Consider the following 24972-nt stretch of genomic DNA (forward strand, 5'->3'; position numbering starts at 1 on the left):
GATGACCGACGAGATCGTCGTCATCGAGGGCGACGGCATCGGCCGCGAGGTCGTGCCGGCCGCCGTCGAGGTGTTGGACGCGCTCGACCCCGACTTCGAGTTCGTCCGCGGGGACGCGGGCGACGCGACCCGGGACGCGACCGGCGAGGCGCTCCCCGACGAGACGTACGACCTGGTGGCCGACGCGGACGCGACGCTGTTCGGCGCGGCGGGCGAGACGGCCGCCGACGTGATCCTCCCGCTACGCGAGGCGGTGGACTCGTTCGTCAACGTCCGGCCCGCGAAGGCGCTCCCGGGCGTCGACGCGCTCCGGCCGGAGACGGACGTGGTGTTCCTCCGCGAGAACACCGAGGGCGTCTACGCGGGCCACGAGGACCGCCTCTCGGAGGACCTCTCGACGCTGACACGCGTCGTCACGTCGTCGGCCTCGCGCGAGCTGGCCGAGTACGCCTGTGACTTTGTCGAGGACGGGCGCGGCCCCGCCGGGGACCCAGAGGAGGGGTTCACCGTCGCCCACAAGGCGAACGTGATGCGCGAGACGGACGGCCGGTTCCGCGACGAGGTCGCGGCGGTCGCAGACGAGCGCGGCGTCGACGCCGACGAGGAGCTGATGGACGCGTTCGCGACGAAGCTCCCGCTCGACCCGGGCCAGTACGGCGTGATCGTCTGCCCGAACCTCGCGGGCGACGTGCTCTCCGACCTCGCGGCCGGGCTCGTCGGCGGCCTCGGTCTGCTCCCGTCGGCGAACATCGGCCACGACAACGCGCTGTTCGAGCCGGTCCACGGCACGGCCCCGGACATCGCGGGAGAGGGGGTCGCCAACCCGACCGCGGCGGTCCTCTCGGCGGCCATGCTGCTCGAGTACCTCGGCCACGTCGAGGCGGGGCAGCGGGTCCGCGACGCGGTCGAGGGCGTCCTCTCCGACGGCCCGCGCACCGGCGACCTCGGCGGCTCGGCGACGACCGACGAGGTCACCGCGGCGATCGTCGACCGCCTGTAGGGCGCGTCTCGCCGCCGGTTCCGCGTGATCGACGGCTCGTTTTCGACCGCGGCCAAACCACAAGACAAGAAACCCTGCGGCTCCTCCGACCGCGTATGAGCAACTACGAAGTCGCGATGGAAGCCGCCTGGTTGGTCCGTGACGTCGAGGAGACCGACGACGCCATCGGCGTCGCGGTCAGCGAAGCCGGCAAGCGACTCAACGAGACGGACAAGCAGTACGTCGAGGTCGAGCCCGGCGTCACCGGCTGTCCGGCCTGCGGCGAGCCGTTCGACGCCGCGTTCCTCGCGGCGAACACGGCCCTCGTAGGGCTGCTCCTAGAGATCGACGTGTTCAACGCCGACAGCGAGGAGCACGCGGAACGGATCGCGAAAAGCGAGGTCGGCGGCGCCCTCCGCGACGTTCCCCTCGAAGTCATCGACGTCTTCGAGACCGACGCGGACGAGGACGAAGAGCCGGAGCGATAGGCACGGACGCGGTGCGTCGGACGGATCTGCCGGGAGCGATCCCGGTGCCCGGTCGGTGCCGAAAGCTTTTCTAATAACCCTAAGTAATTAGCCGGCATGGAACTGCCGACGCCACAGGATCTCCGCGAGCGCCGGACCGCGCTGGAGCTGACCCAGAGCGAACTCGCCGACGCCGCGGACGTCTCCCAGCCACTCATCGCGCGGATCGAGGGCGGCGACGTCGACCCGCGGCTCTCGACGCTGCGCCGGATCGTCAACGCCCTCCAAGAGGCGGAGGGCGAGGTCGTGCGCGCGGCCGACCTGATGAACGAGACCGTGATCAGCGTCGCGCCCGACGACGCCGTGGGCGAGGCGGTCGATCTGATGGAGGCCGAGGCGTACTCGCAGCTCCCCGTTCTCCAGAACGGCGTGCCCGTCGGGTCGATCAGCCAGGGCGACGTGGTCCACGCCGGCGAGAACGTCGGCGACCACCCGGTCAGCGAGGTGATGAGCGAGTCGTTCCCGACGGTCGCGCCGTCGGCGACCGTCGACGAGGTCCGGAACCTCCTCGACCACTACAAGGCCGTGATGGTCACCGACGGCGGCGAGACGGTCGGGATCATCACCGAGGCCGACATCGCGGCGCAGCTGTCCTGACCGGGCCGCGGACCGTCGCTCACTCCTCTCTCCGCTCCGAGAGCCGCTCCCAGATCTCCGTACAGCCTGCGCCGTCTTCGACGCCGTCGAGGTGGCCGTCGGCGGGCTCGGCGTCCGTCTCTCCCTCCGCGTCGGTCCCGTCCCCGACGTCGCACCGCTCATCGTCGGTCGCTCGGCTGTCGCCTCCCTCGGTCATCGTCGCTCTGAGGCGTCCTCGAAGAGCTCGGGCGCCACGTCCGCGGACGCGTGCTGTCGGTGCCTCCCGTCGGGCGGGTCGACGGGTCGATCGTCGGTGGAGTCGGGATCCGGGTCCGTCATTACACCGACGTACGCGGGCGCGGGTCATAAGCGTCGGCAAGCGCGTAAATCGGACCACTACTCTCGGATACCGGATTTCATGTCCGGTAGATCGGAGACTTATTTTACACAGTATCTCGGTGTAGTCTGCCGGTTTTCGCGTATCTGGTCGTCACCGGTACTGTCGTCGGTTGCGAGCAGCGTCACCCATTGGGTCGTCGCGGCCGAACTCCGGGCGTGACCACTCGTTTACGCGTCCTCGACGACGGTGCATGGATCTCCGTCAACGACAGCCGGGAAGTGCGTGTCAGCGAACTCTGGCGGCTCGACGCGCCGGATCTGTGCGAGTGCGCGCTCGCGGACCTAGCCGTCGAGAACTTCCAGTCGGTCGGCGTGGACGGCTCGACGGTGGATGCGAAGGTGTACGGCCAGTGTGTCGCGTGCGGGGCGACCGAGATCACCGCGTGGGTGCCGATTGGACGGGTACACGGGGACGAATTTGCCGAATTCGACCGTTCCGCCGTTCGACGGGCGCGGCGGCGAGAGTAGCGGCAACACGTGCCACATCGGTGGGGCACCGGGGAAGGTTGATGCCACGCTGTCAGCTATGTGGGTGTCGGCTGTAGGTCGGATCGATGCCAACGGACGTCGAAAACTGGAAATCGGAGGTGTACGGCAACGAGGTGCGCGACCGGCTGTTCGAGTTCGCCGAGGAGGGGTACGACTCGATCCCGGACGACGAGCGGGACGCGTGGTTCGAGCGGTTCAAGTGGTGGGGCCTGTACCACCAGCGGAACGGACAGGAGGGCTACTTCATGCTGCGGATCGGGACTCCGAACGGCGTGCTCGAACCGGGACAGCTCCGCGTCGTCGGGGAGATAGCTGACGAGTACGCCCGCGGTCCCGGAACGAACCCGGTCTTCGGCGACGCGTACGCCGACTTCACCACCCGCCAGTCGATCCAGCTCCACTGGATCGAACTGTCGGACGTGCCGGCGATCTTCGAGAAGCTGGAGGCGAACGGCCTCTCGACCCAGCAGGCCTGCGGGGACTCGTGGCGGAACATCGTCGGGAACCCGGTCGCGGGCAAGGACGGGCAGGAAGTGATCGACGCGTGGCCCGTCATCCGCGACCTCAACGAACGGTTCAAGGGTAACGACGACCACGCGAACCTCCCGCGCAAGTGGAAGGTGTCCGTGACCGGTTCCGCCGACGGCTCCGGACAGGGCGACATCAACGACCTCGCGTTCGAGCCCGCGTACAAGTCGGTCGACGGGGACGGCGACGCGAGCGGGGACGCGGTCGGCTTCAACGTCAGGGTCGGGGGCGGGCTCGCGCGAAACGAACCGCGGTTCGCCCGCGACATCGACGTTTGGGTGCCGCCGGAGCGAGTCCCCGACGTCGCCGGGGGGCTCTCCGCGCTGTTCCGCGACCACGGCGACCGCGAGGACAGATACAACGCCCGGGTGAAGTTCCTCGTCGACGAGTGGGGGGCCGAGGAGGTCCGCGAGACGCTTCAAGCAGAGTACGTCGACTTCGAGCTTGAGACCGCCGGCCGCGACGTGCGCGAGGAGTACACCTACAACGCCGGCGAGGGCGAGCGGAACGACCTGATCGGCGTCCACGACCAGAAGGACGGGGCGAACTTCGTCGGCCTGAACGTGCTCGTCGGGCGGATGGGCGCGGCCGACGTGCTCGACTTGGCCGACCTCGCGGCGGAGTACGGCTCCGGCGAGGTCCGGCTCTCGCAGCGGCAGAACGTCATCGTCACCGACGTGCCGGACGACGCCCTCGACGCGTTCCTCGACGAACCGCTGCTCGACGACTACTCGCCTTACCCGTCGCCGTTCATGCGCGGCTCGGTCGCGTGTACCGGCACGGAGTTCTGCTCGCTTTCGATCGTCGAGACGAAGAACCGACAGGTCCGGTTCGCGCGCTGGCTGAAGGAGAACGTCGACCTCCCCGACGGCGTCGACGAGTTCCACGTTCACCTCTCCGGGTGTACCGCCTCGTGCGCGCAGCCACAGATCGCCGACGTGAGCCTGCGCGGGATGAAGACCCGCAAGGACGGGGAGCCGGTCGAGGCGCTCGACGTCGGTCTCGGCGGCGGGCTCGGAGAGGACCCGGGGTTCGCCCGCTGGGTCACCCAGCGCGTGCCCGTCGATGAGGTCCCCGGAGCGATCGCCAACCTGATCGACTCGTTCGCCGCCGAACGCGACGAGGGCGAGTCGTTCCGAGCGTTCGTCGCTCGCCACGACGAGGACGAACTCGACGCCCTCGTGGACCCGGAAGAGACCGACTACGAGGACCCGATGATGCACAACACGAAGCGCACGTGGTACCCGTACGCCGAGAACGACTCGATGGACGACGCTCCGTCGCCGCCGGCGGACGACTGACGATGCGAGGAACGACCCCGGAGGCGGGCCGATGAGCGACCGCCTGCTCCGCGTGAACGCCTACACGACGCTCGATCTCGTCGAGGGTCGCGCCCGCGGACACGAGTTCGAGGCCGAGGCGCCCGGCGTCGTGAACGTCACGGCGCCGCGAGAGGACCCCGAACAGGTCACGCTGGAGGTCGAACTGGACGGGACGGAAATCGACGACATCGCCGCCCACGCCGACGAGATCGACCTTTCGCCCGCGCAGGCGAGAACGCTCGCCGAGGCGCTGGAGTCGACGGCGGACCGCGTCGAAGCCGCGCGAAACGGCGACGGCTCGCGATAGATAACTGGTGCGGCAGCGCGCGTCGGTGAGCGCCCGACTGGACGCGAGTCGCACGCGCGGGGTCGTCGGGCGTCGCCTGACCGCCGGAGGCGCGTCGCGCCTCGCCGTCGCTGGCGGCGGAGCCGACCGGCCGCCGGAGAGTCTCCCCTTCCCGCTGGACGCGGTGAGTGACGGACGACCGTAGGTGGTCTGAACCGACCGCGGTGGTGTGAGGTGCGGTCACGGTGCGGTCGGGTGAGAGCGAAACGGCAGCCCTGCGGGCCATCGCGGCCGGGACTTTTGCCCGACTCACCGCACCGGCGGCGACCTCGATCCGAACGGCCCTCTCTTACAGCTTCAGGCCGCGGATCGCGACGTTCCCCCCGTCGCCCGCGTGCTTCTCGACTCGCCCGATCACGCGCCCGTCGGTCGCGTCGGCCAGGGCTTCCGCGTCGCCGGGGGCGAGGGCGGCCACGAAGCCGGTCCCCATGTTGAACGTGCGGTACATCTCCTCGTCGGAGACGCCCCCCTCGGACTGGACGAACTCGAAGACCGGCTGCGGGTCGAACGCGTCCTCCACGACGTAGCGGTGGCCGCCGAGCCGGTCGAGGTTGGTCCAGCCGCCGCCCGTCACGTGGGCCGCGCCGCGGACGCCGTGCTCGCGCATCGGGTCGAGCAGGTCCGTGTATATCGCGGTCGGTTCGAGCAGCGCGTCGCCGAGTGTCTCGTAGTCGCCGAACGGGCAGGGGTCCGCGTAGGCGTGGTCGCGCGTGACGGCCTCGCGCGCCAGCGTGAGCCCGTTCGAGTGGATCCCCGACGACTGCCAGCCGACGAGCGCGTCGCCCGGCTCCGCGCGGCCGTCGAACACGCCGTCCTTCGCGGCGAGGCCCGCGCACGTACCGGCCAGGTCGAGCCCGCGGACGACATCCGGCATCACGGCCGTTTCGCCGCCGACGAGTTCGATGTCCGCCAGCTCGGCGCCGCGAGCGAGCCCCTCGCCGACCTGCTCGGCGAACCGCTCGTCCGGCTCGTCGACGGCGAGGTAGTCGACGAACGCGACGGGGCGGACCCCGGCCGCGACGAGGTCGTTGACGTTCATCGCGATACAGTCGATACCGACCGTGGAGTAGTCGCCGAGCGCCTCCGCGACGAGGAGCTTCGTCCCGACGCCGTCGGTCGCGAGCACGAGGTAGCGGTCGCCGATATCGAGGAGGCCCGCGTAGTCGCTCCCCGAGCCGTCCGCGTCGGAGTCCGAGCCGACCGCGCCGATCAGCGCGGCGGTGGCGGCCTCGCTCGCGTCGATATCGACGCCCGCGTCCGCGTAGGTGAGTTCGTCGTCGCCGTCCGGTCCCCCGCCGCCGCTCCCGTCGCCCTCGGTCATGTGTGTGGAGGCACGCCGGCGGAGCAAAAACGCACCGTTCCGGGCGAAGCCGCCGGACGCGCGGCGGTCGCCCGACCGCGGCTCAGAACGGGCCGCCGAAGCCGAGCCCGACGACGAAGACGAGCCCGACGGCGAGCAGGACCGAGGGGACGAAGACGGCCGCCCAGACCGGCTTGCTCCACGATAGCACCGTCTTCCCGTCGAGCGGGCCGTACGGGACGAGGTTGAACGCCGCGAGAAACGCGTTGATCGCGATGCCGCGCGCGCCGAGGATCGTCACGAGTTCGCTGCCGAGGAGCCCGCCGAGCGCGAACAGCGGGAAGAACACGGCCATCAGCCCGAGGTTCACGGCCGGGCCGGCGAGCGCGATATGCCCGTGCTCCCGCGGCGTCAGCCGCCCGCGGTGGTGGACGGCGCCGGGCGCGGCGAAGATGAACCCGAGGAGCGAGCTCATCACGGCAAGGAACAGCATGCTGTTGTCCGCGCGGAACTCCGCGACTTGGTCGTAGTGGACCGCGACGACCTTGTGCGCGACCTCGTGGAGGAGGAAGGCGACCCCAGCGGTCGCGAGCCCGACGAACAGCGGCGGGATCACGCCCGCGGCGAGGATGCGACCGATCCCGGCCGAGCCGCCGACGAAGAACAGGGTGAACGCCACGCCCAAGGCGAGCCACGCGACGAGCAGGTCGCGGAGCTCCGCGCCGCTGAAGTAGAGCCCCGCGATTCGCCGCCCCGAGAACGTCGCGCCGCCGCTCATGCGATCCCCCCCACGGCGCCGCGCACGAGGTCGGCGCCGTTGACCGCGCCCTCGACGAGCAGCCGCCCGACCTCGTCGACGCCGCCGACCTCGGCGCCGAACATCGCCGGGATGACGTACGCCGCGAAGAGGAAGCTCGCGACGATGCTACCGACGTTCGTCATCGCGACGACGACGATGAGCCGGAACAGCGGCACGTCGAGCATCGCGGAGACTAACTCGCCGACCGACCGCGTCTCGTCGCCGAGCAGGTCGTTGAGCGCGCCGATGTCCGCCACGTTCACGGTCAGGCTCCGCAGTTCGACGTAGCCGGTGAACCAGCCGGGCGCGAGCAGCGGGTTGATCGAGGTCATCCACGCGACGGCGCCGCCGACGCCCGCCGAGAGCCAGCGTGCGCCGGCGACCTTCGCGAAGGCGAAGGCGAAGACGCCGTTGATCAGGAACCACGCGCCGAACAGCCGGAGCAGGAACGCGTTGCCGGCGCCGCCGAGCGCCAGCAGGAGGAAGAAGCCGACGAAGCCGACGGTGATCGCGTAGCCGATCGCCTTCTTCCAGGGGAGCCCGCGTCCCGATTCCTCGCCGACCAAGTCGTCCATCGCCGGGAGGGTCGCGGGCTCGGCGAGGTACCGCTCGATCCCCGCCTGGTGGCCCGCGCCGACGACGGCGACCACGTCGTGCCCGGCCTCGCGGAGCGCGACGAGCCGGTGGGCGATGAACGCGTCGCGCTCGTCGATGAGCGCCTCCGCGCCGCCCGGGGAGAACTGCCGGAACTCCTCCATCATCATCGTCACCACGTCCGTGTCGGTGAGGTCCGCGGCGTCCAGCTCCTCGATACCCCCGGCCTCCGGGTCCACCTCGCCGCCGCCGAACCCGCTGACCGCGATCGCGAGGACGGCGCCGACGACGAGACCGAGGCCGATCCCGATCCCGAAGCCCCCGATCGCCGCAACGGGGAACCCGCCGAGGTACGCCGAGACGGGTCCGTTCGCGGCCCCGGTGACCCCGGCGGCGACGCCGGTCGAGAGCCCGGTGCCGACCGCGGCGTAGAGCCGCTGGTCCGGGGAGAGCGCGAGCGAGCCGACCTGGTCGACGGCGATCCCGACGCCGAGCGCGACGAGGACGCCCGCGGCGACGCTCGTCAGGATCGCGTCGGTGATCCCGACGGCGCCGCCGAAGAGGCCGATGGCCGGCCCGGCGAGGATCCCGACCAGGAGCCCGCCGATCGCGCCGGCGACCCGCGGGTCGCTGACGCCGAACGCGAGCCCGCCGACGAGCCGGAGCTTCTCCGTGATCGTCATGCGGGCCCAGAAGCGTTGGATCGTGGTCTGGATGTCGCGGTCGACCAAGGCGACGTCGATGCCGAGCGACTCGGCGATGTCAACGGCGGCCTTCATATCGGCGCCCGGCTCGATATCGAACCGCTCGCCGAGCTGGGTCTGGACGTACGAGAGCATCCAGTACGCCAGGAACTGGAACACCGTGTTCCCCCTGAGCAGGTCGCCGGCGTCGAGGTCGTCGGGCGTCTCGCCGTTCATCTGGCGGTAGCGCCCCTCGTCGAGCTCGACCGCGACGACGTCGGGGCGTTCCCGCTCTATCGTCTCCTCGACCTCGTCGACGGAGCGCTCCGACACGTGCGCGGTCCCGACGACCGTCACGCTCCCCTCGCCGTCGGCGGCGGGTCCGCGGCCCGGCTCCCGGTCGAGGTCGCCGCCGTCGGTGCGCGGCGGTCTGTCGGTCGACGGGGGTGCCTCGTCGTCGGTCCCCCGTGACGTCTCTGTCATCACCCGACGTACTCGGTCACCGCGTTTAGGGTTTGTGCGTCGGTCCCGGCTCCCGCTCGGGCGGGGTCGACCCGTCCCCAACGATCCAACAAGTTTGTATCCTCACGCGCCACAGGATATCGTATGTCCCGGCTGTTGCCCTCCCTGCCGGACGCGACGCCAGAGGAGCGCGAGCCCCGGGTCGTCGGCGTCGACGACGACGAGGCCGACGACCTCATCGCGGCCCTCGGCTCCGAGACGGCGCGCGCGATCCTCTCGACGCTCCACGACCGCCCGGCGACGAAGTCGGAGATCGCCGACGAGGTCGACACCTCGCTCCAGAACGTCCAGTACCACCTCTCCCGGCTCGACGAGGCCGACCTCGTGGAGGTGGTCGACACCGCCTACTCCGAGAAGGGCCGCGAGATGGACGTGTACGCCGCAGCGGACGAGCCGCTCGTGCTGTTCGCTGGCGGCTCCGAGGAGTCGACGGGGATCAAGACCGCGCTCATGCGTCTGCTCGGCGGGTACGGGATCATCGGACTCGCCGCGGTCGCCGCCCAGCGGCTCCTCGCGGTCGGCTCGCTCGCGGACCCGCGGACGAGCGCCTCGGGCGGTGACGACGTTGGGACGGCCAGCACCGACGGCCCCTCGATAGAGAGCGTCCCCGACCAGAACACCGCCGCCGACGGCGCCGACAGTGCGGTCGACCTCGTCGGCCGCCCGCTCGCGGAGTACGCGGTCTCGCTCGTCGAGCCGGGGGTCGTCTTCTTCGTCGCCGCCGCGCTCGTCTTCACGCTGGCGTGGGCGTACTGGTACCGAGCGTCGAGCTAGGGCGGCGGGGGTCGCGGACCGAACGGGACGCGCGTGGGACAGCTATTCAAGCGGCCGTCACCACGTTCCGATATGGAACACGAAGCCGAGGTCGTCGGGGTCGGTGCGGGGTCTGCGCCGAGCGGCGACGTCCCGGCGGTGATCCTCTCCGCGCGCGACGAGTACGTCCCGATATTCGTCAGCGGCGACCAGGCCCGATCGATCGGTATGGCGCTGGAGGGCGAACCGTTCGACCGACCGCTCACGCACGACCTGCTCGTTGACATCCTCACGGAGTTCGGCGGCGCCATCGACCGCGTCCGCGTCGACGACCTCCGCGACGGCACCTTCTACGCGAAGGTCGACGCCGAGCGCTACGAGGAGGGCGAGCCGGAGCGGTTCGTCTTCGACGCCCGTCCCTCCGACGCGCTCGCGCTCGCCGTGCGCCTCGACTGTCCGATCGTCGTCACCGACGAGGTGATAGACGAAGCGGGGCGACCGCCCGACTCGGTCCAGTTTAGCGGCGACGGCGACCCATCGGAGGAGCGCTGAGCCCGGGGCCCCGGACTCGGCGGGCGGCGGGCCCGCGCCGAAGCCCGTCGTTCAAGTTGCCGCATCTCCCACCACGGGCATGGACGAGACCGCGACGCTCGCCTCCTCGCACACGGAGATGACGGAGATGCTCCTCCCGAACGACACGAACAACCTCGGCCGGGCGCTCGGGGGCGCCGTGCTCCACTGGATGGACATCTGCGGCGCAATCGCCGGCATGCGGTTCTCGAACCGACAGGTGGTCACCGCGTCGATGGACCACGTCGACTTCATCTCCCCGATCGAGATGGGCGAGGTCGCGATCGTCGAGGGATACGTGTTCAACACCGGCCGGACGAGCGTCGACGTGAAGGTCGACGTGCGCGCGGAGAATCCCCGCACGGACGAGACGCGCCGGACCACCACCTCCTACTTCACGTTCGTCGCGCTCGACGACGACGGGCGCCCCACGCCGGTCCCCGACCTCGACTGTCCGACCGCCGACGAGGAAGCGCTCCGCGAGGACGCCATGAACGGGCGCGAGGAGCAGCTGCGACAGGTCGTGAACCGGTACGACCTCTGACCGCGCAGACCGACACGACCTCCAGCCCCGTGAACCGGCACGACCGCCGACCGCACGGCCCGTTACTCTCCCGAGCCCGCGACGACCTCGACGGTCGCGTCCGGGTCGGCGGCGGCCGCGACCGCGGCCTCGTGCGCCGCCAGCGCGCGCTCCGCGAGGCCGTCGAGCGCGTCGCGGTCGGGTCCGCTCACCTCGGCCGCCTCGGACCCGTCGCCTGCCGCGAGGTGACTCGGACAGTCGCAGTCGGAGGCGCCGAACCCGTCTACCGGGCCGGCGGGTAGGCGCTCCGCGACCGGACACTCGACGTCGACGCCGAGGCTCCGCACGACGCGGTCGATCCGCGCGGCCGGGTGACCGAGCAGGTAGTCGACGTGCCAGTGGCGGACGTCGTGGTCGCCCCGCGCCGTCCGCCGGTGCCTGTCGACCCGCGAGAACCCGCCGGCGCCGAGCGCGCTGCCCGTGTACGCGTACGCGCCGGCCGGGAGACGGTGTTCGCCGAGCGCGCCCGCCGACAGCGTGGCGTCGGCCGCGAGGGCGACGATGAGGGTGTAGCTGCCGCCGTCGGCGTCGGTCATCCGTCCCCCGCCGGCCGCGACCCGGTCCCGGTCGCGCTCACGACAGCGCGGTCGGCGCCTCGTCGGCGGCCGCCCGGAGCGATCCGACCATCTCGCCCGCGTCGTCGTCCAGTCGGTAGGTGTCGTGGACGTCCGCGGGGTCGCGGCCCCGGCCGGACAGCGTCCCGACGACGTCGGCGATGCGGTCGTAGTTGTCGCGCACGAGCCCGCCGACGATGCCCGGCGTTCCCGCGCGGTCGGCCAGCTCCTCGGCGGCCGACCGCCCCGCGTACACCCGCCGCTCGACCGGGTCGACGAGCACCATCGCGAACGGGCGCGAGCCGAACTGCGCGTCGAGGAACGGGCCGACCGGGTCGGCCTCCCACGGGACCGCGACGACGCCCTCGAGCCGGCGGAGCGCGACGGCGGCGACCGAGCAGTACGGGCAGTCGCCGTCGAAAATCAACACCGGCGCGTCCGCGCCGTCCGGGTCAGTAGACATGCGAAAACGTAGGGACTCGACCGGCTTAAGCGGCCGGTCGGACGAACTCGTTCGGGTGCCGGGGCGCGTCGGACCCGCTCAGTGCGAGTGGCCGAGCGCGTCTTCGAGCGACTGCCCGAACCGCTCCTCGAACAGCTCCGCGGCCGTCTCGTTCATCTCCGCGATGTCTTCGGGCACGTCGCCCTCGCTGTGGTGGACGATGACGTGCGCCTGCTGGGCCATCGCCTGAACGACGACGTCTGAGACCACGGCGGTCGCGGCCTCGCCCTGCTCGCTGAGCACGTCGACGAGGCCGGCGGGCAGTTCGAACGACTCCTCGTCACCGTCGGGACCGGTGACCGTGTAGGTTTCTGTCTCTCCCATATCCGTCGGTCGCGGCCGCGACATAAGGGTCTGTGGAAACCGGACGCGAGCCGCGCACGACCGCCGCCTGCGGCCTCCGAGCCCGCCGGTCCGACCCGTCAACCGTGCGACGAGATCGCCTTCACCGAGGAGCCGGAGCCGACGATGCTGCCGAGGTACACCGCGATGGCCGTGACGACGATCGACCCCCCGGAGGGGAGGCCGAGTCCGATCGAAACGGCGAAGCCGCCGATCACCGACAGCTGGCCGAAGATGACGGCGAGGTACATCGTCTCGCGGAAGCTCCGGGCCACCTGCGAGGCGGCCGCGACGGGGACGACGAGCATCGCCGCCACGAGGATGACGCCGAGCACCTGCATCGCGCCGACGACGACGACCGCGGTCAGCACGACGAGCAGGGTGTTGTAGCCGGTGACGTTCAGCTGGGCGACCCGCGCGGCCTGCTCGTCGAAGGTGATGAAGAGGAGCTGCTTGTACGTCAGCGCAACGCCCGCGACGACGATCAGCGAGAGCGCTCCCATGAGGCGCGCGCCCTCCGGCGTGACGACCGCGAGGTTCCCGAACAGGTACCCCTGGATGTTCACGCCGGTGAGCCCGTCGCCGTAGCTGATGATCAGGGTCCCGACCGCGAAGCTCCCGCTGAGCATGATCGCGATGGGTACGTCGCCGTACGCGTCGGTGCGCTCGGTGAGCCACTGGACCCCGAGCGCCCCGAGGATGCCGACCGCGAGCGCGACGAGCAGCAGCGAGCCGTTCCACCCCGTCGAGGAGGTGACGAGGATCCCGACGGCGACCCCGGCGAACGCGGTGTGCGCGAGCGTCTCGCCGATCAGCGCCATCTCGCGGTGGACGAGGAAGGAGCCGACGAGCGGGGCGACCACCCCGACGAGCACGCCAACCGCCATCGACTGCCACATGATCGGGTGTCGGAAGACGTTCGTCCCGAACGCGGCGTCCATCGCGCGCCCCATCGAGCGGAACGCGGCGTACAGCTCGCTCGCCACCGGCAGGTCCTGCGTCCAGTAGAGGAGGAGGAACGAGAGCATGACCGCCGCGACGACGCCCGTGAGCCCGATCCCGGCGAGCTCCGCGGTCCGGCGGAGTCCTCGTTCGCGGCCGGTCCGGTCCGGACGCGGACGCTCCCGCTCCCGGTCGGCCGGTGTCTCCCCGGTCATCAGTGGTGGTGGTGGACGACCTGTCCGGTCGCGCCGTACGCCTCCGCGAGGGCGTCGCTATCGACGAACGACTCCGTGTCCCCGTGGTGGTACAGCTCGGTGTTGATACAGGCGATGCGGTCCGCGCGGTCGGTGACGACGCCGATGTCGTGTTCGATGAGGATGATCGTAATCCCGTCTTCGTTGAGCTCGTCGAGGAGGGCGTAGAACGCGTCGCGCGACTCGGCGTCGACGCCGACCGTCGGCTCGTCGAGCGCGAGCAGGTCCGCGTCGCTCGCGAGGGCGCGAGCGATGTACGCTCGCTGCTTCTGCCCGCCGGACAGCTCCGAGACGAGCCGGTCGGCCAGGTCCCCGACCCCGACCGTCTCGATGGCGTCCGCGACGGCTGCGCGGTCGGCCGCGGAGAGCCGCCCTCGCCCGGCGTGCGCGAACCGCCCCATCGTGACGCACTCACGGACGGTGACGGGCATCGCGCCGCCGCGGCTCGTCGCCTTCTGGGAGACGTAGCCGATCCGACCGCCGTCGTCGAACTCGTCGACCGGCCGGCCGAACAGCTCGACGGACCCCTCGTCGGGCTCGTGGAGGCCGAGCATGAGGTGGAGCAGCGTCGTCTTTCCGGAGCCGTTCGGTCCGACGAGCCCGAGGAAGTCGCCCTCCTCGACGGTGAGAGAGACGTCTCTCACGGCGACGGTGTCGCCGTAGGAGAACTTCACGCCGTCGAGGTCGACGATCGCGGTCACTTCGTGTGCCCCATCTGGACCGGCCGCACGTTTAGCTCTTTTACTCCGTCGCCGCGCCGCCGGGTCGGGGCGTCGCTCGGCGCGCCGGCGACCGTGCCGGTCACTGCGCCCCGAACGCCCGCTCGAAGGCCGGGACGTTGATCTCGGTCATCTGTTCGAGGTAGCCGTACCCGGCGTCGTTCCACTCCCGCGTCGTCCCCCCGGCCGGCGTGACGGGAACCGCCTCCGTCGCGCCGCTGTTCTCGACGATCGACTCGGCGAGCCGCGGCGACTGGAACCGGTCGTACAGCACCACGTCGATCCCCTCCGCGTCGACGAGGTCGATCGTGTCGGCGATCTCCGACTGGGTCGGCTCGTTCTGCGGCGAGACGCCCACCGGCGAGCGGAGCCGGAACCCGTAGCGCGCCTCCAGGTACTGGAAAGAGTTGTGGCCCGCCAACACCGCCACGTCGCGCGCGGCGTCCTCGGCGATCGACCGGAGGGCGTCGTCGATCGCGTCCAGATCCGCGGCGTACGCCTCGGCGTTGGCGGCGTACGCCTCGGCGTTGTCCGGGTCCGCCTCGCCCAGCCCGGTCGCGATCGTGTCGACCATCTCGGCCGCGAGGACCGGGTCCGTCCAGACGTGGGGGTCGTACCGGGTCCCGTTGTCGTGGTCTCCCTCATCGTGGCCCTCCCCGTCGTGGTCCCCCTCGTCGTGGCCCTCCTCGTCGTGGCTCTCCCCGTCCTGGCTCTCCCCGTGAGAGTGGTTCCACTCGAGCAGATCGCCTTCGAGCCCGTCAAGCACGTCGACCGTGGCGACCGTGTCGTAGTCGCTCTCCAGCGTCGCCGCCAGGTCCTGCGCCCACGCGAACTCCGGACTGTCGAGGTAGACGAACGCGTCCGTCGCCGCGACGTCCGCCGCGAGGGTCCCGTCGGGCGTCCACCCGTGGCCGAGCTGGCCCACGTCGACCGGGTCCTCGAAGCTCGCGTTGTCGCCCGCGACCTCGTTGGCCCAGTCGTTGAGCGTGAAGAACGCGGCGTACCCGGAGTCGAACTCCTCGGAGCTGCCGCCCCCGTTCCCGGTACACCCCGCGAGCGACGCCGCCGTTCCCGCGACCGCCAACCCGGCACCGCGCCGCAGCACCGACCGCCGTGAGTGAGTCATACCGATCTGTAACGCGGATTAATAGAAAAAAGTTATTATTTCATAACTCAGTCTTAATAATCTCGCCCCCGAAACCGACCGTCGATTAACAACGCCGGAGTCGGAGCGGCGTCGGGCCCGGCGCGACGCCGCCTCATTCGGTGAGGTCGACGACCGCGGCGTCCGCGAGGTCGGCGAGCGTCTCGGGGTCGACCGCGAACACCGCGCTCGGCGTCCCGGCGGCGCCGTACACGGTGTCGTACTCGGTGAGCGTCGGGTCGAACACCGTCGGGAGCGCGGCGTCGTGGCCGATGGGCGGCACGCCGCCGATGCTCCAGCCGACGACCTCGCGGATGCGCCCCGGGTCGCCCATCTCGGCGCCGTCGGCGTCGAAGTGGTCGGCGACGGCGTGGAGGTCAAGCCGGTTCGCGCCGCTCGTGATCGCGGCGACGAGGCTTCCATCTCGGTCGCCGCCGGAGAGCGAGACGACGATCGTCGACGCGATCGCGCCCGTCTCGCGGTCGAGCGCGTCGGCCGCCGCGGCCGCCGTCTCCGTGCCGGCGTCGAACTCCAGCACGTCGATTTCGACGCCGTACCGCTCCCGAGCCCGCCGTTCGAACTCCGCCGCGCGTGGGTGCATGCGATACGAGACCGCGCCCCGCGGACATCAACCTCTCGGAGGCGGTGAAACTGCGGCGACGGGCAGAGTCGCGGTCCGCGTCGTGGTCGGTGTCGCGAGCGCGGTCGGCGTTGCAGTCGCTCTCCGGGCGCGGTCGCCGTCGCCGGGCCGTCAGGACCCGTTACCGGGTCCGGAGTTCGTCTTTGTCCTTGATCACGCGGGCGTCGCCCTCGCCCGAGGTGACCTCGTTGACGAGGTCGTAGAGGTCGTTCTGGAGCCCGGCCGGGAAGGTGAGTACCCCAACCCAGGAGCCGTCGTTCTGCCACTCCTCGCGCTCAAGGTCGCCGAACTCCCGGATCTGCGCCTGTCCGGACCCCGCGTAGTCGGCCGGGAGCTGGACCGCCATCGTCACCTCCTCGAACCGGATCGGGATCACCGGTCGCAGCGCGTCGAGCGCGTCGTCGACCTGGTTCTCTACCGCTTCCATCGGGTCGATCTGGAACCCGGCCTCATCCAGCGCGCGCTCGATCCGCTCGGGCGGGTGCGGCGAGTCGTCCATCTGCGGGTTCACGGCGTTGCGCGTGATGGTGGTCACCAGCTGATTGTGCTTCCGCTCTTGCATCTCCGCGCGCTGCTCGGCGGTGATCTGTATCTCCCCGCGCTCGACGACCTCCGGAATGATCGAGAGCGGATCAGTGGTGCCGAAGACGGTCTCTAAATCCTCCTCTGCCGGTCGGTCGCCCCGCGAGGCGTTCTCGAAGACGTCCTCCGCGGCGATGACCTCCTCTAAGTCACCGTCGAACTCGCCGCGCTTGATCGCGAGCGCGGCGTCGGGGTCGATCAGGACCTCGAAGCGCTCCCCGTGTGACTCCAGTCGGGCCGTCACGGCCTCGTCGAGCGATATCATACCGGACGCTACCACCCCCGCGGGCAAAAAGCCTCCCGCCGCCGTCTTCGCCGCAATGAACCGCGGTGTCCGGTCGCGGCGCCCCCGTGCCGACCCGGCTACCCTCCCGCAGACGGCCGCTCGTCGTCCCACTCCTCGCGGCACGACTCCGAGCAGAAGTGTCGGTGGACGATGTCGTCGCCGTCGACCCACGTGATCGTTCGACGACCGCTCCCCAGCGCCGGCTGGCCGCACGTGGCGCACCCGGGCGCGGACTCCTCGTCGACGTCCTCCTCGAGGTCCGAGGTCGGATCTACCATACCTCCCCGTACGTCCGGGGGCACTTGAACCCGCGAAGGGCGGCAGTTCTGGCCACGACGACGCCCGACCCTCGGCGGGACGGGTCCGGCAGCTACCGCCTCGTTCGCGCGTCGCGGTCGGTCGCCCTGCGCGACGGGTGTTCGACGGTGATCTCTTGGTCGGGGCTCGGCCCGACGACGGTCCGCTCGCGGCCGTCGGGCCACCGCACGTCCACGCGCAGCGGCTTCGCGCCGCCGAGCCCGAAGTGCGCGACCGGCTCCGTCTGACAGAGGCAGCCGCCGCCCGCGTCGATCGCCCGCCGCTGGACGCCGTCGGCGGTCTCCAGCGTGACGACCGCGCCGCGCGCCGGCGCGCCCTGCCGCGTCGTCGGGCGCACGCGGAGCCAGCCGGCGTCGGGGGCGTCCGTGGCGCCGTACACCGTCACCGGCTGCGCGGCGACCTCGCCGTGGACGACGAGGAGTTCGAGGGCCCCGTCGCCGTCGACGTCGGCCGCGACCGCGCCGGTGCCGAACCCGTCCGGCTCCGCGGCCGGCCCGAGCGGGACGGGCTCCCACCCCGGCGGCTCGCCCGGGCGGTCGACGCGCTCGAACAGCCGGTTCTCCGCGCCGCAGACGTTGAAGAAGAGCTCCTCGCGCCCGTCGTTGTCGAAGTCCGCGGCGACGACCGTCCGGACCGCGCCCACCTCGCGGAGCGGGGCGGGGGCCACGTCGTCGTAGCCGCCCGCCGGCGAACAGCGCAGGAGGCGGCTGGGCGCGGCCTCGTTGCCGACCGCGAGCGCGAACGTCCCGCCCTCGTCGACGACCGCCGCGCCGCGGGTGTCGCCGCTGGGATCGGAGAGGGCGGGACCGCCGTCCGTGCGGTCGTAGTGGCCGTCGCGGTTGCTGAACAGCCGGTTCGGTCCCCCCTCGACGCCCGCGAACAGGTCGCCCTCGCGGGAGCGGTACGGGACCGCGAGCAGCGACCGACAGCCGCCGTCGACCTCCAGCCCGACCGCCTCGGCCATGTCGGTCACCTCGCCGTCGTCGCCGAGCTCGTAGAACGCGAGCGGGGCGGCGTAGCCCGAGACCGCGACGCCGTACCGGCCGGTCCCCAGTCGGTCGAGCGCCGCGACCGACCGGCCCGCACGGACGTCGAGGCGGTCGGCGTTCACCTCCCGCGCGAACACGTCGGTCCAGCGGTACCGGTCGGCCTCCAGTCGGCTCAAGAGGAGGTCGGGGTCGCCGCCGTCGACGCCGCGCGCGCAGTTGTGGACGTACACCTCCTCGCAGCCGTCGGCGTCGAGGTCGGCCGCGCACACGCCCATCCCGTGGCGCGTCCCGTCGGCGACGATCCCGCAGGCGGTGTCGACGTAGCGGCCGTCCTTCCGGGCGTACAGCCGATTCGGCTCGCCGTAGCCGGCGACGAAGACGAGCGGTCCGTCGCGGCCGGGCGTCACCGCGACCCCGTATCCGCGCATCGGGCGTCCGTCGTCGAGGAGACCGGACCGCTCCGTGAACATGGCCGCCCGTCACCGCTCCGAGAATATGAACGCACGGGTTAGATACGAGCGGCTCCCGCGGTGAGAAATGGTAACCGAGGCTATAAGTTCCGCTCGATGTACCGGTTCACCCGCGATATCCGGTCGGCGTCGAACGTCCACAGCCCGCGCCAGACTCGCGGCTCCGTCTCGACCGCGAGGAGTCCGACGCCGCCCTCGACACCGCGCTTGAGGTCGCTACTCGGGTCGCTCGCGGCCGAGTGCGGTCCCTCCGGCGGCCGGTACACCACGAACCAGCTATCTGTGAAGTCCGGGTCGTTCCCGGCGTGGATCACGGCGTCGAGGTCCGCCGGGAGCCTGTCGGGGACCCCGTAGAGGTGCGTGTCGACGGCGGTCTCGGTGACGCGCTCGTAGACGTTCCGCGTGCCGACCTCGTCGTCGATCCGCGAGAGCCGCTGGAACGACGAGCGCAGGGTGCCGTCGCCGGCGGCCCACGCCGCGCGCTCGATGAACCGCGAGATGGTGATGAGGAGCAGCTTCTGTCGGTTCGATTCGGGATACCCGCGGAGCGTGAACGTCGCGTCGCCGAGGCCGCTTATCACCGACGGGAGATCGACGTCGCCGAGGGACCGGCTGCCGGTGACGTACAGGTCCGAGTTGACGAAGAGCACCGCGTCGCCGAGTTCGGCGAGCGTCGAGCCGGCGACCACCTCGCCGCCCTCCATGAGCAGCACGAGGTTCTCGATCTCGTCGGGGTCGCCGCCGTCGAACGGAACGTCGTCGTGGCGGCGAAGCACCTCGACATCGAGGGAGGGGACGGTCCCGGTGTCATCGTCGAGCACGCCGGTCGTCGCCAGTTCTCGGGCGGTGAGACCGTGCGTCCGCTCGCCGCTCGCGGCTCCGGCTGGCCCCGCGCCGTCGGTGACTCGTCGATCGCCCGAGCCGGTGATCACGCGGCCGTCGACCACTCCCACCGCGTCGTCGCCGAACGTGTCCACGAGCATGTTCAGCACGGGGTCTGGGTCGGTCCGGTTGACGATGACGACGGAGCGCTCGGGGCCGTCGAAGCGATCGAGAAACTGTTCGAGTGTCACGTGTACCGGCGTGGGCGTGTCCTCCTCATAAGGATTCTCGCGCAGTTATCGCGTCCGATAACCACCGGTGAGCGGGGAGACCGCGACGTGCCGAGTCGGGTCCGGCGCGGGGGCGGAGCGACGGGACCTTACGCTCCCAGCGCGTCCTCGAGCAGCTGGAGCGGGTGTTCGATCTCGTAGCCGGTCCCGTGTTCCATCTGCATCGCGCAGGTCGGGCACTCGGTCATCCCGACCTCGCCCTCGGCGTCCTCCATGTGCTCGAACATCTCCGCGCCGATCTCCATCGACTTCTCGTACTTCTCCTCCTTCCAGCCGTAGGTGCCGGAGATGCCGGAACAGGAGTCGCCGACGTCCTCCATCTTCACGCCGTCGACGTCGCGGAACGTCTCGACTGCCTGCCGGGAGAGCCCCTGATTCCGGGCGTGACACGGCGCGTGATACGCGAAGGCGCGCTCGTCGTCGAGCCCGCCGGCCTCGTCGAGCGCCTCCTCTAGGTCCTCGTGGATGCGGAGGTACTCCAGCGCCTCGAAGGTGTGCTCGGCGACGTCGTCGATCCCGTGGAGGTCGAACAGCTCGGGGTACTCCTGGCGCAGCGACAGCGAACAGGAGGTACAGGAGGCGATCACGTCCGCGCCGTCGGCGATGGCCTCGACGAGGTTCTCGACGTTCGTCTCCGCGTGGCGGCGGGCGTCCTTCAGCATCCCGTTCGCGAACATCGGCGTGCCCGAGCACTTCTGGGGCGGGACCATCACCTCGTAGCCGAAGTGCTCGTAGACTGAGACCAACGCCTTGCCGACCTCGGGCGTGTTGTAGTTGGAGTAGCAGCCGTGGAAGTACGCCACGCGCTTGTCGGGGTTCTCCACCTGTGCGCCGCCGCGCGCCTTCCACCACTCGCGGAACGTCTCCGTGGCGAACTCGGGGAAGTCGCGCTCCTTCGGGATCCCCATAACCTTCTCCATCGCCCACCGCGCGGGGCCGAAGTTCATCGCGAACGATGCGGTCCGGGGGAACATACTCGCGAGGCTCGCCGAGGTGCGGTAGTTCGCTAACACCCGATTCCGGATGTACTCGACGGAGAGCTTCTCCATCTGGCGCTCGACGAACTGCCCGCGGGCCTCGTTGTGCATCTGGGAGAGCGGCACTCCCGAGGGGCAGGCGTCGTCACAGCGCATACAGTTCGAACAGGAGGTGATCGACTCGTCGATGTCGTGGTCGTCCTTCCGTTTGAGCCGCCACTGCTCGGGGCCCTGGAACTTCGGCCCGGGGAACTCGTCGTCGACCTCAGCCACCGGGCAGGAGGTATCGCAGCTCGTACACTTGTAACAGGAGTCGGCCCCCTCGCGGAGGTCGAGGTCGCCGCCGGGGAACACGTCGACCGGGTCGTACGCGTCCGGGTCGAGCTCGGTCGAATCCGCTCCGGCCGAGGCGCTTTCGACGCCGCCGTCGGTTGCGGCGCGGTCGCCCGCGGTCGCGTCCGTCTCCGCGACTTCCCCCTCGTCGGGGACGAACACCGACGGCTGCTCGTCGCGGCCGGACTCCGGGACGCCCGGCGTCGGCCCCTCGTAGCCGCCGTCGCTCGACTCGGTCGCCTCGTTCGACTCCCCCGCGTCTCCGTCGTCGTCCGTGTGTCGTGTCATTGGTTCGCCTCCGTCGCCGCCTGTCGCCCGGCCGCGAGGCCGGTCGCAAGCGACACCCCGCTCGCGGACTTCTCCCGCGCCGCGTCCGCGCCGCCGACGACGCCGCCGGCCGCGAACACGTTCTCGTACTGTACCGTTCCCTCGGCGTCCGTGGGGCGACACCGCTCGTCGGGCCGGACCCCGAACCGCGCGTACGGCTGGTCGCCGAACGCGTCGTCGACGAACCACTCGTACCGGTCGTCCGGCTGGTCGACGTGGAGGTTGAGGACGGGCTCCCGGACCCCCTCCCGGTCGGAGTCGAGCCCCTTCCCGACGAGCCCGCCGGTCGCTAGCACGAACGCGTCGGCGCCGTACGGCGCCGTGCGACCCTTCCGATCGACCGCGACCGTCTCCACGCGACCGTCGGTCGCGGACTCGACGCCGACGACGGGGTTCCCGGTCTCGAACCGGACGCCCTCGGCGTCGAGCGCGTCGAACAGGCGGTCTTCGAGCCGCAGGCCGGGGAGGCTCGGCGGGCCCATCGGGATCTCGAACACGTCGGCGCCGAGCCGGTCAGCGAGTTCTTCGCGGACCTCCTCGCCCCGGTCGTCGCCCAGGAACGCGGGGAAGCCGACGCGCTCGACGCGGTCGACGCCGCCTGCCTCGTCGACCACGTCGTGGAGGTGCGGCGCGACCGCCTTCGCGAGCGCCTCGCGGGCGGGGACGCCGTCTATCTCCTCGTCGTGGTCGAGCGCCTTCGCGAGCCGGGTGATCTTCGCGTCGGCGCGGAACGCCTCCGCGAACTCGACCTCCGCGCCCGCGGCGTCGAACGGCACGCCCGCGGCCTCGAGCCGCCCCGCGAAGGCGCGCGCGTCGTACTCCGTGAGCGACCGGAACCCGACGACCAGCATCGGGCGGTCGTCGCTCGCGAGCCCCGCCTCGGCGGCCGCGGGGTAGCGCGCCGTCGGCTTCACCGCGCCGCCGAACGTCGGGACGAGGGCGTTGCGGTCGGTGTGGCCGCCGCGGTACGCGTCGCCCGCGAGGTCGTCGAAGAGGTCGAGCCCCTCCCGGAGCGCGTCGCTCCCGACGACCCGATACGGGTGCGACTCGGGGAGCCGGTCGATCCCCTCGAACGGGTCGGCGAGCGGCCCCTCCGGGTCCGGCCACTCGTCGCGGTCGAGGTTCCGGCCCGCGGTCGGCGGCCCGTCCCGGAGCGGCTTCGCGGGCTCGGTCGCCGGGACGTAGCCGAGCGCGTCGATCAGCCCGGAGGCCTGCCGCAGCGTGCTCGACTTGTGCGAGACGAGCCGCACGTCCGCGCCCTCGCGGGCGGCCGAAACCGCGGCCGTGATCGCGGCGAGGCCGCCGCCGATCACGAGCACGTCGCTGTTTATCGCCATCAGCGCCCTCCGTCGGTGGCCGCGTCGTCACTTGCGCGGCCCCTGTCGGTCGCCGCGTCGTCGCTTGCGCGGCCCCCGTCGGTCGCCGCGTCGTCGCTTGCGCGGCCACCGTCCGCGGCCGCGGTCCCCGTGTCGCCGCCGGAGCCGTCGGCGCCCGGCGCGTCGGCGCCCGCGTCGAACGCGCCGAAGTCCACCTCGCCGTCGAGGTTCGCGGGGTCGCCGTCGCGGTTCATCGTGGTCGCGTGGAGCAGGTGGTTCAGCATCGCCTGCGAGAGCTGTTCGCCCCACAGCGCGTGGCGCTGGCCCTTCCAGCGCTCCTGGTACAGCTCGTCTTCCGCGTCGCGGACGACCGGCTCGGGATACTCCTCGGCGAGCTCCGACGCGATGCGGTGCGTACAGAAGCCGCCCTGGCAGTTCCCCATCGAGGCGCGGGTCCGCAGCCGGACCGCGTTGAGGTCGGAGCCGGCGTCGTCGACAGCGTCCTGGACCTCCGCGCGGGTCACGCTCTCGCAGTTACAGACGATCGGGTTCGGGTCGTACTCGTCGAGCACATCGTCGGCCCGGGAGCCGAGCCGCTGGCCCGAGCGCCGCGCGACGGGCGACCGGAGCCCGAACTCGTCCATCAGCTCCTCCATGCGCGCCGGGTCTTCGGAGCCCGGCAGCGGCGCCTCGGCGGTGTCGCAGGTCGCCTCGTGGCCGAGCGTCTCGCAGACGTGGTCGGAGATGGACTCGGCCATCATCCGGTAGGTGGTGAGCTTCCCGCCGACGATGGTCGTCATCCCCGGAAGGTCGTCGCGGTCGCCGTGGTCGAGGAGGAAGTAGTCGCGCGTGATGTCGGTCGGGTCCTCGGTGCCGGTCCCCGGGGGTTCGTACAGCGGGCGGACCCCCCAGAACGAGCGGAGCGTGCGGGCGTCTTCGAGCGCCGGCACGAGCTCCGAGAGCGTCTCGATCATCAGGTCGACCTCCCAGTCCTCCTCGGGGTAGTCCTCGGGGTCGTCGACCTCCTCGTCGGTCGTGCCGAGGATACAGGCGGTCTCGTGGGGGACGATGATGTCGGCGTCGCCCTTCGGCCGACAGCGGTTGATCACGGTGTCGACCTGCCGGGTGTTCATCACCGTCATCACGCCCTTCGAGGGGCGCACCTCCACGTCGACGCCGGCCATCTCGCCGACGTTCCCCGCCCACGCGCCGGTCGCGTTGACGACGTGCCGCGCGCGGATCTCCTCGGTCGTCCCCGGCTCGCGGTGGACGCGCTTCCCCGGTCCCGTCTCGTGTTCGATCTCGACGCCGACGACCTCGCCGTCCTCGACGAGCACGTCGGTCACCGGTGCGTGGGTCTCGATTCGCGCGCCATGCTCGCGTGCGTCCGCGGCGTTCGACACGCAGAGCCGGAACGGGTCGATCGCGCCGTCTGGTAAGGCGATCGCCTTCTCGACGTCGCGCGCGAGGTACGGCTCGCGACGGCGCGCCTCCTCGCCGTCGATCACCTCGGCGGGAATGTTACACGCCTTACATCCCTCCAGCTTCTCCTGGAAGTACTCCTCGGAGTCCTCGGGTCGCTTGACGAACATTCCCCCCGTCTCCTCGACGCAGTGGGCCGCGATGTCGCGGAGAACTCGGTTCTCCTCGATACACTCCTCCGCGCTCTTCTGGTCCGAGACCGCGTAGCGGCCCCCGCTGTGGAGGAGCCCGTGCATCCGTCCGGTCGTGCCGTGCGTCAGGTTCCCCTTCTCGACGAGGACCGCGTCGAGCCCCCGTCGCGCCAGGTCCCTGACGACGCCGCACCCCGTCGAGCCCCCACCGACGACGACGACGTCCACTTGTCTGTCCATGCGAGCCACTTGGACCCCGACCACTTTACTTTACCTCCCGAGGTGCCCCACCCATAACTATCACGGATATTCAAGTAGTGTAATCCCTGCCAGCGCCGATTTATTTATATACTAGACTTTTTCATTCGCGCCGATGTCCGGATTTCAACAGGAAGATTATTATGGTAGTACATTATGTTCACGATCGGCGTGGTAGCTTCCGTGAAGATATGTCGCGGCGGCGGCGGTGCGTCTTCCGGCCGTTTCGGTCCGGCTCCGGACGGGTCGGCCTCGACGGTCGGACGCCGTGACGGCGAACGCGACCCCGGATTCGCCCTCGACGACGAGGCCGAGCCGGTCGCC

General features: G+C 70.9%; 28 protein-coding genes. 9 read left to right on the top strand and 19 right to left on the bottom strand.

Annotated elements, in window-relative coordinates:
* Position 1 precedes the first annotated feature (1 nt).
* From EXE51_RS00095 to EXE51_RS00105, 3 genes are all read left to right on the top strand, one after another.
* On the top strand, positions 2-1000 hold the full coding sequence (locus tag EXE51_RS00095) for an isocitrate/isopropylmalate family dehydrogenase (protein ID WP_049929873.1): 999 nt from the start codon (positions 2-4) through the stop codon (positions 998-1000).
* A gap of 95 nt (positions 1001-1095) precedes the next feature.
* A complete protein-coding gene (locus EXE51_RS00100) occupies positions 1096-1467 on the top strand; it encodes a DUF555 domain-containing protein (RefSeq protein ID WP_006113355.1) in 372 nt (123 codons plus the stop codon).
* A gap of 96 nt (positions 1468-1563) precedes the next feature.
* Entirely contained in the window at positions 1564-2103 is a 540-nt protein-coding gene (locus EXE51_RS00105; protein WP_137691824.1) for a CBS domain-containing protein, read from the top strand.
* 19 nt (positions 2104-2122) lie between these two features.
* Here the strand turns inward: EXE51_RS00105 and EXE51_RS17625 are convergent, their stop codons facing one another.
* Both EXE51_RS17625 and EXE51_RS18090 read right to left on the bottom strand, forming a co-directional pair.
* A complete protein-coding gene (locus EXE51_RS17625) occupies positions 2123-2299 on the bottom strand; it encodes a hypothetical protein (RefSeq protein ID WP_199234015.1) in 177 nt (58 codons plus the stop codon).
* Entirely contained in the window at positions 2296-2421 is a 126-nt protein-coding gene (locus EXE51_RS18090) for a hypothetical protein (protein ID WP_255509785.1), read from the bottom strand. The genes EXE51_RS17625 and EXE51_RS18090 overlap by 4 nt, the downstream gene beginning before the upstream one ends.
* A 216-nt stretch (positions 2422-2637) precedes the next feature.
* Between EXE51_RS18090 and EXE51_RS00110 the strand changes: the two genes are divergently transcribed.
* The 3 genes from EXE51_RS00110 (at position 2638) to EXE51_RS00120 (ending at position 5127) form a co-directional block, all read left to right on the top strand.
* Positions 2638-2949 carry a hypothetical protein gene (locus EXE51_RS00110; protein WP_089307769.1) on the top strand — a complete coding sequence of 104 codons (312 nt, stop codon included), beginning with the start codon at positions 2638-2640 and terminating at the stop codon, positions 2947-2949.
* Between the two features lie 86 nt (positions 2950-3035).
* Positions 3036-4799, top strand: a complete 1764-nt coding sequence (locus tag EXE51_RS00115; RefSeq protein WP_137691825.1) for a nitrite/sulfite reductase — start codon at positions 3036-3038, stop codon at positions 4797-4799.
* 31 nt (positions 4800-4830) lie between these two features.
* Positions 4831-5127 (top strand): DUF6360 family protein, encoded by a 297-nt coding sequence (locus EXE51_RS00120; protein WP_089307767.1) that lies wholly within the window; start codon positions 4831-4833, stop codon positions 5125-5127.
* A 328-nt stretch (positions 5128-5455) separates the two neighbouring features.
* On the opposite strand, the gene purM is transcribed toward EXE51_RS00120, so the two are convergent.
* The 3 genes from purM to EXE51_RS00135 all read right to left on the bottom strand — a co-directional run bounded on the left by purM (position 5456) and on the right by EXE51_RS00135 (position 9025).
* A complete protein-coding gene (purM, locus tag EXE51_RS00125; protein WP_137691826.1) occupies positions 5456-6487 on the bottom strand; it encodes a phosphoribosylformylglycinamidine cyclo-ligase in 1032 nt (343 codons plus the stop codon).
* A gap of 82 nt (positions 6488-6569) precedes the next feature.
* The gene (locus EXE51_RS00130) at positions 6570-7244 is read right to left on the bottom strand and encodes a metalloprotease (RefSeq protein ID WP_086215691.1); all 675 of its coding nucleotides are present in this window, start codon (positions 7242-7244) and stop codon (positions 6570-6572) included.
* Positions 7241-9025 carry a TraB/GumN family protein gene (locus EXE51_RS00135; RefSeq protein WP_094553265.1) on the bottom strand — a complete coding sequence of 595 codons (1785 nt, stop codon included), beginning with the start codon at positions 9023-9025 and terminating at the stop codon, positions 7241-7243. The genes EXE51_RS00130 and EXE51_RS00135 overlap by 4 nt, the downstream gene beginning before the upstream one ends.
* A 123-nt stretch (positions 9026-9148) precedes the next feature.
* On the opposite strand from EXE51_RS00135, the gene EXE51_RS00140 reads away from it, so the two are divergent.
* The 3 genes from EXE51_RS00140 to EXE51_RS00150 all read left to right on the top strand — a co-directional run bounded on the left by EXE51_RS00140 (position 9149) and on the right by EXE51_RS00150 (position 10931).
* Positions 9149-9838 carry a winged helix-turn-helix domain-containing protein gene (locus EXE51_RS00140; RefSeq protein ID WP_049929867.1) on the top strand — a complete coding sequence of 230 codons (690 nt, stop codon included), beginning with the start codon at positions 9149-9151 and terminating at the stop codon, positions 9836-9838.
* A 72-nt stretch (positions 9839-9910) separates the two neighbouring features.
* Positions 9911-10369 carry a bifunctional nuclease family protein gene (locus EXE51_RS00145; protein ID WP_049929866.1) on the top strand — a complete coding sequence of 153 codons (459 nt, stop codon included), beginning with the start codon at positions 9911-9913 and terminating at the stop codon, positions 10367-10369.
* 79 nt (positions 10370-10448) lie between these two features.
* Positions 10449-10931 (top strand): acyl-CoA thioesterase, encoded by a 483-nt coding sequence (locus tag EXE51_RS00150; RefSeq protein WP_049929865.1) that lies wholly within the window; start codon positions 10449-10451, stop codon positions 10929-10931.
* Between the two features lie 62 nt (positions 10932-10993).
* On the opposite strand, the gene EXE51_RS00155 is transcribed toward EXE51_RS00150, so the two are convergent.
* From EXE51_RS00155 to glpA, 14 genes are all read right to left on the bottom strand, one after another.
* Entirely contained in the window at positions 10994-11506 is a 513-nt protein-coding gene (locus EXE51_RS00155; RefSeq protein ID WP_086215694.1) for a DUF123 domain-containing protein, read from the bottom strand.
* 37 nt (positions 11507-11543) lie between these two features.
* Entirely contained in the window at positions 11544-11987 is a 444-nt protein-coding gene (locus EXE51_RS00160) for a hypothetical protein (RefSeq protein ID WP_049929861.1), read from the bottom strand.
* A 78-nt stretch (positions 11988-12065) separates the two neighbouring features.
* Positions 12066-12350, bottom strand: a complete 285-nt coding sequence (locus tag EXE51_RS00165; protein WP_049929859.1) for a hypothetical protein — start codon at positions 12348-12350, stop codon at positions 12066-12068.
* A gap of 98 nt (positions 12351-12448) precedes the next feature.
* Positions 12449-13525 (bottom strand): metal ABC transporter permease, encoded by a 1077-nt coding sequence (locus EXE51_RS00170; protein ID WP_049929856.1) that lies wholly within the window; start codon positions 13523-13525, stop codon positions 12449-12451.
* A complete protein-coding gene (locus EXE51_RS00175) occupies positions 13525-14265 on the bottom strand; it encodes a metal ABC transporter ATP-binding protein (RefSeq protein WP_137691827.1) in 741 nt (246 codons plus the stop codon). The genes EXE51_RS00170 and EXE51_RS00175 overlap by 1 nt, the downstream gene beginning before the upstream one ends.
* 100 nt (positions 14266-14365) lie before the next feature.
* Positions 14366-15409 carry a metal ABC transporter solute-binding protein, Zn/Mn family gene (locus tag EXE51_RS00180; protein WP_137691828.1) on the bottom strand — a complete coding sequence of 348 codons (1044 nt, stop codon included), beginning with the start codon at positions 15407-15409 and terminating at the stop codon, positions 14366-14368.
* 133 nt (positions 15410-15542) lie between these two features.
* The gene (locus EXE51_RS00185) at positions 15543-16028 is read right to left on the bottom strand and encodes a YbaK/EbsC family protein (protein ID WP_086215698.1); all 486 of its coding nucleotides are present in this window, start codon (positions 16026-16028) and stop codon (positions 15543-15545) included.
* Between the two features lie 160 nt (positions 16029-16188).
* Positions 16189-16914 carry a ribosome assembly factor SBDS gene (locus EXE51_RS00190; RefSeq protein WP_049929848.1) on the bottom strand — a complete coding sequence of 242 codons (726 nt, stop codon included), beginning with the start codon at positions 16912-16914 and terminating at the stop codon, positions 16189-16191.
* Between the two features lie 98 nt (positions 16915-17012).
* Positions 17013-17213: a hypothetical protein gene (locus EXE51_RS00195; RefSeq protein WP_049929846.1), complete on the bottom strand. Its 201-nt coding sequence runs from the start codon at positions 17211-17213 to the stop codon at positions 17013-17015.
* Between the two features lie 92 nt (positions 17214-17305).
* Entirely contained in the window at positions 17306-18712 is a 1407-nt protein-coding gene (locus EXE51_RS00200) for a CRTAC1 family protein (RefSeq protein WP_137691829.1), read from the bottom strand.
* An 80-nt stretch (positions 18713-18792) separates the two neighbouring features.
* Positions 18793-19785: a hypothetical protein gene (locus EXE51_RS00205; protein WP_049929843.1), complete on the bottom strand. Its 993-nt coding sequence runs from the start codon at positions 19783-19785 to the stop codon at positions 18793-18795.
* Positions 19786-19913: 128 nt separating this feature from the next.
* On the bottom strand, positions 19914-21422 hold the full coding sequence (locus EXE51_RS00210) for an anaerobic glycerol-3-phosphate dehydrogenase subunit C (RefSeq protein WP_086215701.1): 1509 nt from the start codon (positions 21420-21422) through the stop codon (positions 19914-19916).
* Positions 21419-22798, bottom strand: a complete 1380-nt coding sequence (glpB, locus tag EXE51_RS00215; protein ID WP_137691830.1) for a glycerol-3-phosphate dehydrogenase subunit GlpB — start codon at positions 22796-22798, stop codon at positions 21419-21421. The genes EXE51_RS00210 and glpB overlap by 4 nt, the downstream gene beginning before the upstream one ends.
* Positions 22798-24630, bottom strand: a complete 1833-nt coding sequence (gene glpA / locus EXE51_RS00220) for an anaerobic glycerol-3-phosphate dehydrogenase subunit GlpA (RefSeq protein ID WP_137691831.1) — start codon at positions 24628-24630, stop codon at positions 22798-22800. The genes glpB and glpA overlap by 1 nt, the downstream gene beginning before the upstream one ends.
* Between the last annotated feature and the right edge of the window lie 342 nt (positions 24631-24972).

The sequence above is a fragment of the Halorubrum sp. CGM5_25_10-8B genome (assembly GCF_005435095.1).
In the GTDB taxonomy this organism is placed as follows: Archaea; Halobacteriota; Halobacteria; order Halobacteriales; family Haloferacaceae; genus Halorubrum; species Halorubrum ezzemoulense.

Excerpts from the sequence above, each read along its gene's own strand:
- EXE51_RS00200 (WP_137691829.1), bottom strand. The coding sequence starts at position 18,712 with ATGTTCACGGAGCGGTCCGGTCTCCTCGACGACGGACGCCCGATGCGC.
- EXE51_RS00100 (WP_006113355.1), top strand. The coding sequence starts at position 1,096 with ATGAGCAACTACGAAGTCGCGATGGAAGCCGCCTGGTTGGTCCGTGAC.
- EXE51_RS00170 (WP_049929856.1), bottom strand. The coding sequence starts at position 13,525 with ATGACCGGGGAGACACCGGCCGACCGGGAGCGGGAGCGTCCGCGTCCG.
- purM (WP_137691826.1), bottom strand. The coding sequence starts at position 6,487 with ATGACCGAGGGCGACGGGAGCGGCGGCGGGGGACCGGACGGCGACGAC.
- EXE51_RS00180 (WP_137691828.1), bottom strand. The coding sequence starts at position 15,409 with ATGACTCACTCACGGCGGTCGGTGCTGCGGCGCGGTGCCGGGTTGGCG.
- EXE51_RS00185 (WP_086215698.1), bottom strand. The coding sequence starts at position 16,028 with ATGCACCCACGCGCGGCGGAGTTCGAACGGCGGGCTCGGGAGCGGTAC.
- glpA (WP_137691831.1), bottom strand. The coding sequence starts at position 24,630 with ATGGACAGACAAGTGGACGTCGTCGTCGTCGGTGGGGGCTCGACGGGG.
- EXE51_RS00150 (WP_049929865.1), top strand. The coding sequence starts at position 10,449 with ATGGACGAGACCGCGACGCTCGCCTCCTCGCACACGGAGATGACGGAG.
- EXE51_RS00120 (WP_089307767.1), top strand. The coding sequence starts at position 4,831 with ATGAGCGACCGCCTGCTCCGCGTGAACGCCTACACGACGCTCGATCTC.
- EXE51_RS00105 (WP_137691824.1), top strand. The coding sequence starts at position 1,564 with ATGGAACTGCCGACGCCACAGGATCTCCGCGAGCGCCGGACCGCGCTG.
- EXE51_RS00160 (WP_049929861.1), bottom strand. The coding sequence starts at position 11,987 with ATGTCTACTGACCCGGACGGCGCGGACGCGCCGGTGTTGATTTTCGAC.
- EXE51_RS00095 (WP_049929873.1), top strand. The coding sequence starts at position 2 with ATGACCGACGAGATCGTCGTCATCGAGGGCGACGGCATCGGCCGCGAG.
- EXE51_RS17625 (WP_199234015.1), bottom strand. The coding sequence starts at position 2,299 with ATGACCGAGGGAGGCGACAGCCGAGCGACCGACGATGAGCGGTGCGAC.
- EXE51_RS00140 (WP_049929867.1), top strand. The coding sequence starts at position 9,149 with ATGTCCCGGCTGTTGCCCTCCCTGCCGGACGCGACGCCAGAGGAGCGC.
- EXE51_RS00195 (WP_049929846.1), bottom strand. The coding sequence starts at position 17,213 with ATGGTAGATCCGACCTCGGACCTCGAGGAGGACGTCGACGAGGAGTCC.
- EXE51_RS00165 (WP_049929859.1), bottom strand. The coding sequence starts at position 12,350 with ATGGGAGAGACAGAAACCTACACGGTCACCGGTCCCGACGGTGACGAG.
- EXE51_RS00155 (WP_086215694.1), bottom strand. The coding sequence starts at position 11,506 with ATGACCGACGCCGACGGCGGCAGCTACACCCTCATCGTCGCCCTCGCG.
- EXE51_RS00115 (WP_137691825.1), top strand. The coding sequence starts at position 3,036 with ATGCCAACGGACGTCGAAAACTGGAAATCGGAGGTGTACGGCAACGAG.
- EXE51_RS18090 (WP_255509785.1), bottom strand. The coding sequence starts at position 2,421 with ATGACGGACCCGGATCCCGACTCCACCGACGATCGACCCGTCGACCCG.
- EXE51_RS00145 (WP_049929866.1), top strand. The coding sequence starts at position 9,911 with ATGGAACACGAAGCCGAGGTCGTCGGGGTCGGTGCGGGGTCTGCGCCG.
- EXE51_RS00190 (WP_049929848.1), bottom strand. The coding sequence starts at position 16,914 with ATGATATCGCTCGACGAGGCCGTGACGGCCCGACTGGAGTCACACGGG.
- EXE51_RS00135 (WP_094553265.1), bottom strand. The coding sequence starts at position 9,025 with ATGACAGAGACGTCACGGGGGACCGACGACGAGGCACCCCCGTCGACC.
- EXE51_RS00210 (WP_086215701.1), bottom strand. The coding sequence starts at position 21,422 with ATGACACGACACACGGACGACGACGGAGACGCGGGGGAGTCGAACGAG.
- EXE51_RS00130 (WP_086215691.1), bottom strand. The coding sequence starts at position 7,244 with ATGAGCGGCGGCGCGACGTTCTCGGGGCGGCGAATCGCGGGGCTCTAC.
- glpB (WP_137691830.1), bottom strand. The coding sequence starts at position 22,798 with ATGGCGATAAACAGCGACGTGCTCGTGATCGGCGGCGGCCTCGCCGCG.